Source organism: Parachitinimonas caeni (assembly GCF_030129945.1).
In the GTDB taxonomy this organism is placed as follows: Bacteria; Pseudomonadota; Gammaproteobacteria; order Burkholderiales; family Chitinimonadaceae; genus Parachitinimonas; species Parachitinimonas caeni.
In genome coordinates this window covers 19,413-33,958 of sequence record NZ_JARRAF010000007.1, presented here as the reverse complement: position 1 = coordinate 33,958, position 14,546 = coordinate 19,413, and the positions used below count along the sequence as shown (strand labels likewise).

Genomic DNA, 14,546 nt, shown 5'->3' with positions numbered 1-14,546 from the left:
GACTCAGCCTTCCTCATGCCAGCAATAGCCATCCCGTGACAGCAAGGCCGATGAGGCTGCCGGCCCCCAAGTGCCTGCAGTGTAGGGCTTGGGGGCGTCTTCGCTGGCTTCCCAGGCGTCGAGGATAGGCTCGACCCAGCGCCATGCGGCATCCAGCTCGTCACGGCGCATGAACAAGGTCAGGCGGCCACGAATTACATCGGTCAGCAGGCGTTCGTAAGCATCGGGACGACGGGTCTTGAAGGCGTCGTCAAAGTCCAGATCGAGAAACACCGGACGCAATTTCATGCGGTCGCCGGGCTCCTTGGCCAGCAGGTGCATCTTCACCGACTCCTCCGGCTGCAGCTGGATGACCAGCCGGTTACCGGTCTGCACGCCTGCCGGACGGCCGAAGATGGAGTGCGGGACTTCGCGGAAATTGATGACGATTTCGGCCAGCCGCTCCTGCATCCGCTTGCCTGTGCGCAGGTAGAACGGCACGCCGGCCCAGCGCCAGGTATCAATCTCGGCCTTGAGGGCCACAAAGGTTTCGGTGTGACTGTTGTGGCCGATGCCCGGCTCCTCCAGATAGCCGACGACTGGCTTGCCGCCACTGGCGCCGGCCCGGTATTGACCACGCACGGTCTTGGTGGCGACTTCGTGCGGGGTAAACGGCCGCAGGGCGCGCAGGATCTTCAGCTTTTCATCGCGCACGGCATCCGGGTCGATCGACGCCGGGGGTTCCATTGCGATGATGCACAGCAGCTGCAACAGGTGGTTCTGGATCATGTCGCGCAGCGCGCCGGCCTTGTCATAGAAGTCGCCGCGCCCCTCTACCCCGACTTGCTCGGTGACGGTGATCTGCACATCGCGTATCCATTCCCGCCGCCACAGTGGCTCGAAAAAGGTGTTGCCAAAGCGTAGCGCCAGCAGGTTTTGCACCGCCTCTTTACCCAGGTAGTGGTCGATCCGGTAAATCTGACTTTCTTCAAAGAACTGGCCGACTTCGGTGTTGATCAGCTGCGAAGAGGCGAGATCGTGCCCGAGTGGCTTTTCCAGAACCACGCGGGCCCCGTCTTTGTTCAGACCGACTGCGGCAAGGCTCTGGCAGATGTTGGCAAACAGATTGGGGGCGGTGGCGAGATAGAACACCCGCACATGATTGGGCTGCTCATTGAGCTTGCCAGCCAGCAGCGGGTAGTGCTCGGTGTTTTGTGCGTCGAGCCGAAGGTAGCTGATGCGCCGGGCGAACTCTGCCCAATCGGCATCGCGGAACGCAGCCCCCAGATACTGACGGGCATTTTTCTCGGCAGTGGCCAGATAGCTGGCGTCATCGTGTTGGGTGCGGCCCAGGCATAACAGACGGCCGGCGGGCGGAAGTAATCCATCTTGGTGCTGACGATACAGGGCGGGCAGTAATTTGCGCATGACCAGATCGCCAGTACCACCAAACAGAACCATGTCAAATGGTTGAATTGACTTCATTTTTTGAATCCTTCCGTGCCTGGGAATAGGCCGCTGCTATGGAATAGGTTTGCTGTAACATTACTACGATTTTGTTGGTTCTGCAATGTAGTTTTATTAAATGTAGCTTGTCTACACATAATGCTGCATTGCAACAAATGAAGCGGGCTTTATATTGCATATTTTTCATATAAAACAATTGGTTATGTTTAAATATGCCTGATGGTCATTTAAGATTTAGATATGTAGTCGAAAATAGGATTTCAATTCTGTTGCTTTTTATTAGTAGTAAAACTACTATTGTTGGACGATTAGGGGGCTGGCTGGGTTTGAAGGCGCTATCTCAATGGACGAAAGCAGGCAAGTGCATAAGTTACGCAAAATGCTGGGTCGTCTTTAAAGGAAATAGGCTGTCGGCTGGTCGATGTAAATGACAAAGAAACACGCAAGTGCTTGCCGGAATGACTGAAAAGATCTTCTCGCCGCTGTTTGCCTGAGTGGCGTGGGTGGCGGTTGGCCGGGTGCGGGTTTCGAGGAAAGGCGTGGCGAGCCAGTCGCCACGTGGGTGCGCAAATGGCTTTGAATCGACGTGTGGTAGAGGTAACCGAACGCATTGCCGCAAGAAGTCAGGCAAGGCGTTCTGCCTATCTGGCACGGCTCGATGCAGCGGCAGGCAAGGAGCCGGTGCGCAAGGGGCTGTCGTGTACCAATCTGGCCCATGCTTTTGCTGCGGCGCCTGGTGGCGACAAACTTTGGCTGCGCGAGCAACGGCGCGCCAATATCGGCATTGTCTCGGCTTACAACGACATGCTGTCTGCGCATCAGCCCCTTGAGCACTACCCTGACATCATCAAGGCGGCGGTGCGGGAGGTAGGGGCGACCGCCCAGTTTGCTGGCGGCGTGCCGGCGATGTGTGACGGTGTGACCCAGGGCCATGTCGGCATGGAGCTCTCGCTGTTCAGCCGTGATGTGATCGCCATGGCGACAGCCGTAGCACTTGCCCACAATATGTTTGATGCTGCCGTCTGCCTGGGCGTATGCGACAAGATCGTACCCGGCTTGCTGATCGGCGCCTTGCAGTTTGGCCATTTGCCCTTTGTGTTTGTCCCGGCAGGGCCGATGACTTCCGGAATGTCGAACAGTGAAAAGGCCCGGGTACGTCAGCTGCACGCGGAGGGCAAGCTCAGTCGTGCCGAGCTGCTTGAGGCCGAGTCCCAGTCTTATCACAGTGCAGGCACCTGCACCTTCTATGGCACTGCCAACTCCAATCAGATGCTGATGGAGATCATGGGCCTGCATCTGCCGGGCTCGGCCTTCGTCAATCCAGGCACTCCCTTGCGCGACGCCCTGACGGCAGAGGCGGGGCGGCGAGCGGCTGCCATCACTGCATTAGGCACCGAATTCACCCCCATCGGCCGCATGATCGACGAGCGTGCCATCGTCAATGGCTTGGTCGGTTTGCTCGCTACGGGGGGCTCCACCAACCACACCATTCACCTGATCGCCATTGCCCGTGCCGCCGGCATCGACATCAACTGGGATGACTTCAACGACCTGTCAGCCGCCGTGCCGCTGCTGACGCGCATGTATCCAAACGGTTCGGCCGACGTCAATCACTTCCATGCTGCAGGCGGCATGGGCTTTCTGATGGGGGAGTTGCTGGATGCCGGTTTGCTGCATGCCGATGTCGATACCGTTGTCGGCAAGGGCCTGGCGGCTTTCCGTCATGAGCCCTGGCTTGACGAGGGCAAGCTGGCGTGGCGTCCGGCGCCGTCCGTCAGTGGCGATTCCGACGTGCTGGCAACAGTAGCCCAGCCCTTCAGTGCTGACGGCGGCGTCAAGCTGCTGCGCGGCAACCTCGGCCGCGCCGTGATCAAGACTTCTGCCGTCAAACCCCAGCATCGCATTGTCGAGGCCCCCGCTTTGGTACTCGATTCGCAAGATGAACTACTGGCTGCATTCAAGCGGGGTGAGCTGGAGCGTGATTTTGTGGCGGTTGTCCGCTTTCAGGGGCCACGCGCCAACGGCATGCCCGAGCTGCACAAACTGACCCCGGCACTAGGCGTGCTGCAAGACCGTGGGTTCAAGGTCGCACTGGTGACCGATGGTCGGATGTCTGGTGCTTCCGGCAAGGTGCCGGCCGCGATTCACGTTACCCCGGAATGCGTCAACGGTGGCCCGCTGGTTTTGGTACGCACTGGCGATTTGATCCGGCTCGATGCCGAGGCCGGGGTGCTTGAGGCCAAGGTCGATGCGGCCGAGTGGGCGCAGCGCACTGCGCAGGCTGCCCATCTGGACGCCAACCGCTTTGGCGGCGGCCGCGAGCTGTTTGAGGTATTCCGGCAGAACGCGACCGGCGCCGAAGAAGGCGCCATGAGTTTCCTGCTGCCGTGAGCAAAGCAGGATGTAGCAAAAAAGTGCGTACAACAAAACGGTAAGTAAGCAAGGCAGACAACAAAACAAGGGATGGGTGGCATGCAGATCAGGGAAATCATGAAGGCGTCGCCAGTGATGCCGGTCATTGTGGTTGAGCGGGTAGAGCAGGCAGTACCGCTGGCGCGTGCGCTGGTCGCTGGCGGCATCAAGGTTCTGGAAGTCACGCTACGCACCGATGCCGCACTGGATGCCGTTAAACGGATTGCTGCGGAAGTACCGGAAGCAATCGTGGGCGTTGGAACCGTTACCCGCCCCGAACAGTTTGCTGCGGCCAAGGCTGCCGGTGCGGCTTTCGCGGTAACCCCGGGATTGACTAGCCAGCTGGCCAATGCAGCCAGTGGCGCAGGCTTGCCGCTGCTGCCCGGTGTAATGACGCCATCGGAAGTGATTGCTGCCCGCGCCGCTGGCTTCGATGCCATGAAGTTGTTCCCGGCCGAACAGGCGGGTGGCATCGGCATGCTGAAGGCGCTGGCCGGGCCGTTTCCCGAGGTGCTGTTCTGCCCGACTGGCGGGGTGACGCTGGATCTGGCCAGCCACTATCTGGCGTTGGCGAACGTCGGTTGCGTGGGTGGCTCCTGGCTGGCGCCGAAAGACAAGCTGGCCGCAGGCGATTGGGCGGCAATTACCCGGCTGGCGGCAGAGGCGGCTCAATTACGTCGCTGAACCAGAAACCCCTCATTCAAGCTTGCCGCTTCTACGTGGTACGCGAACCGTTTTATGAAGTCTAGAAAAGCAAAAAGCCACACAGGATGGAAGGTTTTATTGAGTCGGAAAAAGGGAATTCCGATTTATCTCAACCAGACGGAGAGGAGACAATCCGATGAGTCGTAAGTTCAAGTTGCTGTTGCCTGTAGCCGCTATCACTGCAGCCTTTGCTGCGCAATCTGCTTTGGCTGTCACCCCAGAATTCCACGGATATCTGCGTTCGGGCTCAGGCTCGAATTCGCAGGGCGGCAAGGAAGCCTGCTTCCGCATCGGCACACCGGCATTTGGTGGTGTTACGGGCGGTTCCGGCCGCCTGGGCAATGAATGCGACACCTACGGCGAATTGGCTTTCGACGCCGGCCTGGGTGACAACAACGGTATCAACTTCAAACTGCACACCATGGTGGCCTTCGGTACCCAGCAGCAGGGCGATTGGGAGCAGAACACCCCGTCCTGGCGCCAGGCCTGGGTCGAGGCGAGCAATGTCGGCTCCGGTGCGCTGGCCAATGCCACGTTGTGGGCGGGTAAGCGTTACTACAAGCGTCGCGACGTGCATATCACCGACTTCTTCTGGCTGGCCAATACCGGCCCTGGCGCGGGTATCGAGAACATCGACCTGGGCTTCGGCAAGCTGTCGTATGCCTTGATTCGCACCGGCGATCAGGACTGGGACCAGAAAGGTACCGATAGCTATCGGCCGCAAGTGGCCAAGGATGGCAAGAAATCGATTTCCGGGCATGACTTCCGTCTCGAAGGTATCAATGCCAATCCGGGCGGAACCCTGGATTTCGGCTTCAACTACATCGCCAAAAACACGGCCGACGGCGTCAGCGGCAAGAATGGCTGGGGCATGACGGCGGTTCACAACCAGAACGATATGTTTGGTCTGGGTGGTTTCAATAACGTGGTGTTCCAGTACGCCAAAGATGCCGCCAACCTCGATGGCTCGGGCAAGTGGTGGGCCGACAGCAGCCTTAAATACACCGGCTGGCGCTTGTTTGACCACTGGGTATTCGAACCCAAGAACAGCAACTGGAACGGTGCCCTGTTTGTTGGCTACGGCCGCGAGAAGTATGGCGATGCCGGCTACGACCGGACGTTCTCGGTGGTGGCACGGCCGATTTACCACTTCACCGACGCTTACAGCCTGGCTGTCGAAGCGGGTACTACCCGCGTTTCGCCAAACAAGGGGGATTCCTACTACCTCAACAAGCTGACGATTGCACCACAACTGGCCGTTGGCAAGGGCTTCTGGGCGCGCCCGGTATTGCGTGCCTATGCCACTTTTGCCAGCTGGGATAAGGCAGCGGGCAACCCGGTATGTACTGGCCGCGACTGCGGTGTCGGCATGAGCGCGTTTGCCGGCAAGACCAGCGGTGCCTCTTACGGCGTGCAGATGGAAGCCTGGTGGTAATGCGTCACCGGCGGGTGGTTGCGGCAAGGTGGCGCTCGCCCGCCATGTGCTGGAATTCGGTTGTGTTGACGTTGGTTTTGCCATCGCGTTTCACCGGAAAGTGATCGACAAAACCGAGGTCAACCGAACCCGAAGATTGACCTCCCGCAAGGGAGGGCAAGCACTTGCCCGGTGTCAAGCAAGGCACCGGACAGGTTGGGTAGTTTGAAGCGACAACAAAGCATTGACCGGCGATGGGTTCATCTCCTCCCATCGCCGGATTTTTACAGGATGCATACCCATCACCATGCCGAGCGTGCTGATAGGTATGGAGCCCTGGTAGACCCTGGTCAGGGTATCCAGGCGATCAACGACAGCCCGACCCGGCATGTCCGGACGGCGAGGAGCAGATGCATGTCAGACGTGGTATTGCGCGGTATCCGCAAGGCTTACGGCGAGATCCAGACCATACACGGGGTTGACCTCGATATCCGCGATGGCGAGTTCATCGTGTTCGTCGGCCCCTCCGGCTGTGGCAAGTCAACGCTGTTGCGGATGATCGCCGGCCTTGAAGACATCACCCAGGGCGAAATGCTGATCGGGGGCGAGCGGGTCAACGATACCCCACCGGCCAAACGCGGCGTGGCGATGGTGTTCCAGTCATATGCCCTGTACCCGCATATGTCGGTCTACGACAACATGGCTTTTGGATTGAAGCTTGCCGGTGTGGGCCAGAACGAAACCCGCACAGCGGTTGAGCGTGCGGCCAAGATCCTGCAGATCGAACACCTGCTGGACCGCAAGCCGAAAGCCTTGTCCGGTGGACAACGGCAGCGGGTGGCGATTGGTCGTGCCATTGTGCGCAAGCCCAATGTCTTCTTGTTCGATGAGCCTTTGTCCAACCTCGACGCCGCGTTGCGGGTGCAGATGCGGATCGAGATCACCAAGCTGCATCGCGAGCTGGCCACCACCATGATCTACGTCACCCACGATCAGGTTGAGGCGATGACGCTCGCCGACCGTATCGTGGTGTTGCAAGCGGGCAAGGTGGAGCAGGTTGGGGCGCCGCTGGAGTTGTATCACCACCCGGCCAACCTGTTTGTGGCGGGCTTTATCGGTTCGCCCAAGATGAATTTTGTCGATGCCCGCATCTCGGCCGTCGAGCAGCGGGGCATCACCGTGCAGTTGTCAGATGGCAGCAGCGTGACCGCTGCGGTCGAATCGGCGGGGGCCAGCGTGGGCGCCAAGGTGACGCTGGGTATCCGGCCTGAGCATTTTTGCTTTGATACCGAGGATGCCACCAACCGTATCAGCGGCTGTGTGATGGCCGTCGAGCAGCTGGGGGAGGCGACTTATCTCTACCTCGAAGTGCAAGGCGCGGCCGACATGCTGGTAGTGAGGGCCGATGCGGCGCATCCGGCCCGCCGTGGCGAAACCGTGCAGCTGCGATTGCCCGCCGAGCGCTGTTACCTCTTCAACGAGACTGGCCTGGCCTATCAACGTCGCGCCGCAGTCGAGTTGAGCAAGTAGTCAGAAAACCGGCCCGCCTGCTGGCAGGCAACGGGCCAGGAAAATTGTTGTGCCACATCCCTGAAGGAATAAGGAGCCAATGGATATGAGCATTACCCGTAGCAAGTTCACCGTCGCCGCTGTCACCGTCGCACTGGCGCAGGCATTTTCAGCGAATGCTTTCGCGGCCGATGCTGGCAAATTGCTGGTCTGGATCAACGGCGACAAAGGCTATAACGGCCTGCAGAAAGTCGGCGACGAATACGCCAAGTCAACCAAGGTGCCGGTGACTGTCGAGCACCCGGAAGACGCCCCCAATAAGTTCCAGCAGGCTGCCTCAGCCGGCAAAGGCCCGGATGTCTGGTGCTGGCCGCATGACCGTGCAGGCGAATGGGTAGGCGCCGGTCTGCTGCACCCGCTCAATCCCTCCAAAAAGATCAAGGATGATATTGATCCGCTGGCCTGGAAGTCCTTCACCATCGGCGGCAAGGTCTGGGGCTATCCCATCTCGATTGAAGCCGTTTCACTGGTTTACAACAAAGATCTGGTGCCTGTTCCGCCCAAGACCTTTGAAGAGGTGATCGCCCTCGACAAAAAACTGGCCAAGGACGGCAAGAAGGCCATCTTGTGGGACTACACCAATACCTTCTTCACCTGGCCATTGCTGGCTGCCGGTGGCGGTTACCCGTTCAAGCCCAAGGCTGATGGTACTTATGATGCAGCCGACACTGGCGTGAACAACGCGGGTTCGATCAAGGGCGTTGAAACCCTGATGAAGCTGATCGAAGCCGGTGCGATGCCCAAGGGGGCTTCCTACGCCGACATGGAAGCCGGCATGGGTCAGGGCAAGATCGCCATGATGATCAACGGCCCCTGGTCGTGGGACAACCTGAAGGAAAAGAAGATCAACTTCGGTGTGGCGCCGATTCCGACCGTGGATGGCAAGAAGGCTGCGCCCTTTGTAGGCGTGCTGGGTTGCATGATCAACCGTGCTTCGCCCAACAAGGAACTGGCCGTCGATTTCCTCGAAAACCATGTGCTTGCGCTCAATGGCCTGAAGACCATCAATGCCGACGTACCGCTGGGAACACCCGCCAACAAGACCTTCTTCAAGGAATTGCAGAACGATCCGAACATCAAGGCCACCATGGCATCGGCCCAGGCAGGTGCGCCGATGCCGAACATTCCTGAAATGGGGCGTTTCTGGTCGTCGATGCAGTCTGCCCTGCAGAACATCACCCAGGGGCGTCAAAGCGTGAAGGAAGGTCTGGACGGCGCAGCCAAGCGCATCAAGGGCCAATAAGGTATTTGCCCGTCTGAGCCCGGTCTGGCAATGCCAGGCCGGGCGCTGCGCACAGCGTGGCTGTGCAGATGGCTGAGCGGGTGTGATACCCGCCAGCCAAACGATACAAAGGTAGGTCGGCATGCGACGTAACTTGGGAAGAGTCTGGCAACCCTTGCTGGCGGTGATTTCCGCCCTGTTCGGGCTCTATATGGTCATGAAAATCTATGTGGCAGGCCAGCCTTCGCTGGCGCTTGGCTGCATGGCGGTGTTGGGCATTGGCATCTATGTCTACACCTCGGGCCGCGCTTATGCCTATCGCTATCTGTTTCCCGGCATGCTGGCGGCGGCGGTGTTTGTGCTGCTGCCGCTGATCTACACCTTTGCCATCGGCTTTACCAATTACAGCTCGAAAAACCTGCTGAGCTACGAGCGGGCCCGCCAGTACTTCCTTGAAGAAACCTATCAAGTAGAAGGCGATAGCTATGCCTTCTCGCTGCATGACGACGGTAATGCGTATCGCATCCGGCTGGAGAGGCCGGACGGCAAAGTGTTTGCCACCGCGCCGCTGGCACTGAAGAAGCCCGAGCCGCTGACGGTTGAAGCCAAGGAGCTTGCCAAGACCGATGCTGCGCTGAGTGCCACCGAACTGCAGACCCCGCAGCTGGTGCCGCTTTTGCCGGCCCTGAAAAAAGTCACCGTAACGCTGCCCGATACCCAACAGGCTACTTTGTCCGGGTTGCGTGAGTTCGCTCCAGTGCGCTTGCTGTACAAGGCCAACGCTGATGGCAGCCTGACCAATCAGCAAGATGGCACGGTGATCCGTGCTGACCAGCAAACCGGCTTTTTCACCAAGGCCAATGGCGAGGCGCTGCAACCGGGATTCAAGGTTGGCGTGGGCTTTGATAACTACAAACGCATCTTTACCGAGCCGACTTTCCGCGAACCCTTTATCCGCATCTTCATCTGGACCGTGGCGTTTGCGGGCCTGACAGTCGTGTTCACCTTCGCGGTGGGCGTGGTGCTGGCGGTGTTGTTGAACTGGGAAGCCTTACGCTTCCGGGCGTTCTACCGGGTCATGCTGTTCCTGCCCTATGCGGTGCCGGGGTTTATCTCGATTCTGGTGTTCAAGGGGCTGTTCAGCGAGAACTCGGGTGAGATCAATGCCATGCTCAAGGCCCTGTTCGGCATCAGCCCGCACTGGTTCTCCGATCCGTGGCTGGCCCGCTCCATGCTGCTGATCGTCAATACCTGGTTGGGTTACCCCTACATGATGGTGCTGTGCATGGGGCTGATCAAAGCGATTCCGTCCGATCTGTATGAAGCTTCGGCCATTGCCGGGGCCGGACCGCTCACCAATTTCTTCAAGATCACCCTGCCGCTGATCGCCAAACCGATCACGCCACTGCTGATCTCGGCCTTTGCCTTCAACTTCAACAACTTTGTGCTGATTGCCCTGCTGACAGGCGGCCGGCCGGACTTCATTGACACGACGGTGCCGGCAGGAGAGACCGATCTGCTGGTGTCGTACACCTATCGCATCGCGTTTGAGGATTCGGGCCAGCAGTTCGGGCTGGCTGCCGCGATCTCGACGGTGATCTTCATCATGGTGGCGATCCTGTCGATCGTTAATCTGCGGCTGACCAAGGTCAACCAGCAGGAAGCACGCTAAAGGGGCTAGTCATGGCAGTCGTTCTGGATAAATCGCATCGCTGGCGCGTGATTGCCGCGCATGTGTTTCTGCTCGCGTTCATTGCCGCGATCATCTTTCCGTTCCTGATGATCATCTCGATCTCATTGCGGCCCGGCAACTATGCGGTGGGCGAGTTGATTCCGAGTGAAATCAGCCTGGAACACTGGAAACTCGCACTGGGTATCTCGTATCAGGGACTGGATGGCCAACTGGTCGAACCGCAGTTCCCGGTCCTGCTGTGGCTGTGGAACTCGATCAAGATTGCCGCCATGTCGGCCGCGATTGGTCTGCTGCTGTCGACCACCTGCGCTTACGCCTTTGCCCGCATGCAGTTCAAGGGCAAGCGCATGATGATGAACAGCCTGTTGTTGATGCAGATGTTTCCGTCGGTGCTGGCGCTGGTGGCGATCTACGCCATCTTCGACCGGATTGGCAGTCATGTGCCGGCGCTGGGCATCGACACCCACGGCGGCCTGGTACTGGCCTACACCGGGGGTATCGCCCTGCATATCTGGACCATCAAGGGTTACTTCGACACGATTCCGGTCGAAATCGAAGAGGCCGCTAAAGTAGATGGCGCAACCCCGTTCCAGGCTTTCCGCTATGTGCTGCTGCCGATGGCGCTGCCGATTCTGATGGTGGTGTTCCTGCTGGCGTTCATTCAGGGAATCATCGAATACCCGATTGCCTCGGTGCTGCTGCACGAAAAAGACAATCTCACACTGGCCGTCGGCGCCAAACAGTTTCTCTACCCGCAGCACTACCGCTGGGGCGATTTTGCGGCAGCAGCCATTCTGTCAGGCCTGCCCATTACTGCCGTCTTCCTGCTGGCGCAGAAATGGATGATCTCGGGCCTGACGGCGGGTGGGGTCAAGGGCTAACCCTGCTTAATTTGGAATGACAGGAATGACAGGCTGAATCCATCAGCCGGTAAATCGAGCAACAAAGGAGACATGCTCATGCTGAACAAACGCCATTTGCTCAAACTTGCCGCCACGGCACTGCTCGCAGCCGCCATGCCTGCACTGGCAGGGGATTACGTTGCACCACCGGAAGGACACGTTGCCGTGCATTACCAGCGGCCGGATGGCAAGTACGACAACTGGGGCCTGCATATCTGGAAGAGTCCGAACATTGGTCTGGTGGGCTGGGGCTCACCCATGATGCCGACCGGCACCGATGACTTCGGCCCTTACTGGCACCTCAAGTTGTCCGATTTCGGCAGCAGTGGTCAGGTCAACTACATCATCCACAAGGGTGACAGCAAAGACCAGAACGGCAAGGACATGAGCTTTGACGGCAAGGCCAATAAGGAAGTCTGGATCATCTCGGGCGATGTGAAGATCTACCCCAGCAAGGCAGAAGCGCTGGCAGCCGTGAAGAAATAACCTGTGCAGCGGTTACTGTGTTGGTGAAGGTGGGGCCACGCCCCCTGCCTTCGGCAATGCAGAAGACTGACTGCATGCGTTGGAAAATCCATGAAAAAACTTGCCCTGCCTCTTCTCACCAGTCTGTTGTTGGCTGCGTGTGCCACAACGCCGCAAACGAAACCGGAGCCCCCCCAGCCCGCGCCGCTTGCCGCGACACCCGTGGCACAGGCGGCCAGCTTTGCCGATAACCCGATTGTGTATTTCGTGGTGACGGACCGGTTTGCCAATGGCAATCCGGCCAACGATGGCAGCTATGGCCGCCGCAAGGATGGCGAGCAGGAGATCGGTACCTTTCATGGGGGCGATCTGGCAGGGCTGACCGCCAAGCTGAAGGAAGGCTATTTCACTCAGCTTGGCGTCAACGCCATCTGGATCACCGCGCCGTATGAGCAGATTCGCGGCTGGGTGGTGGGTGGCAAGAACGAATTCAGGCACTACTCCTACCACGGCTATTACGCGCTCGACTACACAGTGCTTGACCAGAACATGGGCACGCCAGACGAGCTGCGCGAGTTCGTTGATACCGCCCACGCCCAGGGGGTGCGGGTGTTGTTCGATGTGGTGATGAATCACCCTGGCTATGCCGACATCAACACGCTGTCCGAGTTTGTGCCGGGCTTGTTGTGGAAGGGCTGGCAGCAATACACGCTCAAGGATTATCACTCCTGGATTGATTACAACAACTTCGCCTTTGGTGACTGGTGGGGTGGCAAGTGGGTGCGGGCCGGCCTGCCCGGCTATGGCGAAGGGGGCCGCGACGATCTGACGATGCAGCTGGCCTACCTGCCGGACTTCCGTACCGACAACAAGGAATTCGTCGGCTTGCCCAAGTTCCTGAAAAACAAGCCCGGTACCCGGGCCGTCGAGCTGCCCAATACCACGGTGCGGGGCTACCTCGTGAAGTGGTTGAGCGACTGGGTGCGCGACTACGGGATTGATGGCTTCCGCTGCGATACCGCCAAGCATGTCGAGCTGGATGCCTGGAAAGACCTGAAGACAGCGGCCACCGCTGCCCTGGCGGATTGGAAAGCCCGTAACCCCGGCAAGAAGATTGACGATGTCCCGTTCTGGATGACGGGTGAGGTCTGGGGGCAGGACGTCAGCCGCAATGCATATTTCGATCATGGCTTCGATAGCTTGATCAATTTTGAATTTCAGGATCGCGTCGGCGCGACCTCGCTGGAGGCGATTTATAGCGACTACGCCAGCAAACTCGGCCCACGCCGGTTTGATGTGCTGTCCTATCTGTCTTCACACGACACCCGTCTGTTTGACCGCAGCAAGCTGCAAAACGCGGGCTCCGCGCTGATGCTGGCACCGGGTGGTGTACAGATTTACTACGGTGACGAAAGCGGCCGGAAGGAAGGCCCGGCGACAGCCGGCGATCCGCAGCAGGCAACCCGGAGCGATATGAACTGGCAGGCAATGGATGCCGAGCTGCTGGCGCATTGGCGCAAGCTGGGTGACTTCCGCCGCCGCCATCCGGCCATTGCCCGAGGCGAACATCGCAAGCTGGCCGATACCCCTTATGTCTTCAGTCGCAGTCATGCCGGTTTTGCCGATCGTATTGTCGCGGCACCGCAAGCCAGTGGCGAAGTCAGCCTGCCGGTGGCCGGTGTGTTCCGTGAGGGCGAAACCGTGCGGGATGCCTACAGCGGTGCAACGGCCAAGGTCAGCCAGGGGCAGGTCAAACTGGTGGCTACAGGGACCGTGCTGCTGGAAGCAGCAGGCCAACGGTAGAGGGATAGAAGATGAACACCCCATTTTCCCGTCTGATTCTTGGCATCTGGCGTATCGGCAACTGGCAGAAGTCTGCGGCCGAAGTGGCTGATCTGGTCGAGGCCTGTCTGGATGAGGGCATTGATACCTTCGATCTGGCAGACATCTATCACGGCTATCACTGTGAGGCGCTGTTTGGCGCAGCGTTGAAGCGCCGGCCCAGCCTGTATGCACGCATCCGTCTGATTTCCAAGTGTGGCATCGCCCTCAAGGCCGAGGCGCGACCCGCTCATCGGGTCAAGCACTACAACACCAGCGCGGCCCATATCGTTGCGTCGGCCGAGAGGTCGCTGGCCGATCTGGGCGCCGAGCAGCTTGAGTGCCTGTTGATTCACCGGCCTGACCCCCTGCTCGATGCCGATGAGGTGGCGGAAGCCTTCAACTGTCTGCAACAGAGCGGCAAGGTGGCGAGTTTCGGGGTGTCCAATTTCACCCCGGCCCAGTTCGATCTGCTACAGAGCCGGCTCGATCAACCCCTGCGCACCAATCAGATTGAAATTTCACTGCGGCAGTCTGCAGCGCTGACCGATGGCACGCTCGACCACTGCCAACAGCACCGTATCGCCCCACAGTCATGGTCACCGCTGGCGGGCGGTGGTCTGGCGGCGGCAAGCGAGGTGCTGACAGCGACACTGGCACGGCTCGGCGAGCAGTTGAATGCCACCCCCGAGCAGTTGGCGATTGCCTGGTTGTTGCGCCACCCGGCCCGGATTCATCCGGTTATCGGCAGCGGCAAGATCGAGCGCATCCGCCAGCTGGTGGCCGCGCAATCGATTGCGCTGGACCGCCAGCATTGGTTTGAACTGTGGGAAGCCGCTCGCGGCGTCCCCGTGCCCTGAATCCACATTCAGAAACCGTAGACCCCGTACCCAGGAG

11 protein-coding genes are annotated in these 14,546 nt (G+C 59.3%); 10 read left to right on the top strand and 1 reads right to left on the bottom strand.

Features of this window, described 5'->3' with window-relative positions; all coding sequences use genetic code 11:
* Positions 1-3 precede the first annotated feature (3 nt).
* Positions 4-1,464 carry a glucose-6-phosphate dehydrogenase gene (zwf, locus tag PZA18_RS07790; protein ID WP_308447347.1) on the bottom strand — a complete coding sequence of 487 codons (1,461 nt, stop codon included), beginning with the start codon at positions 1,462-1,464 and terminating at the stop codon, positions 4-6.
* A 552-nt stretch (positions 1,465-2,016) separates the two neighbouring features.
* Here zwf and edd point away from each other — a divergent pair.
* From edd to PZA18_RS07740, 10 genes are all read left to right on the top strand, one after another.
* Complete coding sequence (gene edd / locus PZA18_RS07785; RefSeq protein ID WP_284100260.1) at positions 2,017-3,837, top strand: phosphogluconate dehydratase; 1,821 nt, start codon at positions 2,017-2,019, stop codon at positions 3,835-3,837.
* A 72-nt stretch (positions 3,838-3,909) separates the two neighbouring features.
* Entirely contained in the window at positions 3,910-4,542 is a 633-nt protein-coding gene (gene eda / locus PZA18_RS07780) for a bifunctional 4-hydroxy-2-oxoglutarate aldolase/2-dehydro-3-deoxy-phosphogluconate aldolase (protein WP_308447346.1), read from the top strand.
* A gap of 157 nt (positions 4,543-4,699) precedes the next feature.
* Positions 4,700-5,998 carry a maltoporin gene (locus PZA18_RS07775; protein WP_284100258.1) on the top strand — a complete coding sequence of 433 codons (1,299 nt, stop codon included), beginning with the start codon at positions 4,700-4,702 and terminating at the stop codon, positions 5,996-5,998.
* A gap of 393 nt (positions 5,999-6,391) precedes the next feature.
* Positions 6,392-7,507, top strand: a complete 1,116-nt coding sequence (locus tag PZA18_RS07770) for an ABC transporter ATP-binding protein (RefSeq protein ID WP_284100257.1) — start codon at positions 6,392-6,394, stop codon at positions 7,505-7,507.
* A gap of 85 nt (positions 7,508-7,592) precedes the next feature.
* The gene (gene malE, locus PZA18_RS07765) at positions 7,593-8,789 is read left to right on the top strand and encodes a maltose/maltodextrin ABC transporter substrate-binding protein MalE (RefSeq protein ID WP_284100256.1); all 1,197 of its coding nucleotides are present in this window, start codon (positions 7,593-7,595) and stop codon (positions 8,787-8,789) included.
* A gap of 121 nt (positions 8,790-8,910) precedes the next feature.
* Positions 8,911-10,440: a maltose ABC transporter permease MalF gene (gene malF, locus PZA18_RS07760; RefSeq protein WP_284100255.1), complete on the top strand. Its 1,530-nt coding sequence runs from the start codon at positions 8,911-8,913 to the stop codon at positions 10,438-10,440.
* 11 nt (positions 10,441-10,451) lie between these two features.
* Entirely contained in the window at positions 10,452-11,342 is an 891-nt protein-coding gene (gene malG, locus PZA18_RS07755) for a maltose ABC transporter permease MalG (protein WP_284100254.1), read from the top strand.
* A gap of 78 nt (positions 11,343-11,420) precedes the next feature.
* Positions 11,421-11,849 carry a pullulanase-associated domain-containing protein gene (locus PZA18_RS07750; RefSeq protein WP_284100253.1) on the top strand — a complete coding sequence of 143 codons (429 nt, stop codon included), beginning with the start codon at positions 11,421-11,423 and terminating at the stop codon, positions 11,847-11,849.
* 90 nt (positions 11,850-11,939) lie between these two features.
* Positions 11,940-13,631, top strand: coding sequence for an alpha-amylase family glycosyl hydrolase (locus PZA18_RS07745; protein ID WP_284100252.1), 1,692 nt, complete (start codon positions 11,940-11,942; stop codon positions 13,629-13,631).
* Between the two features lie 11 nt (positions 13,632-13,642).
* The gene (locus PZA18_RS07740) at positions 13,643-14,509 is read left to right on the top strand and encodes an aldo/keto reductase (protein ID WP_284100251.1); all 867 of its coding nucleotides are present in this window, start codon (positions 13,643-13,645) and stop codon (positions 14,507-14,509) included.
* The last annotated feature ends 37 nt before the right edge of the window (positions 14,510-14,546 follow it).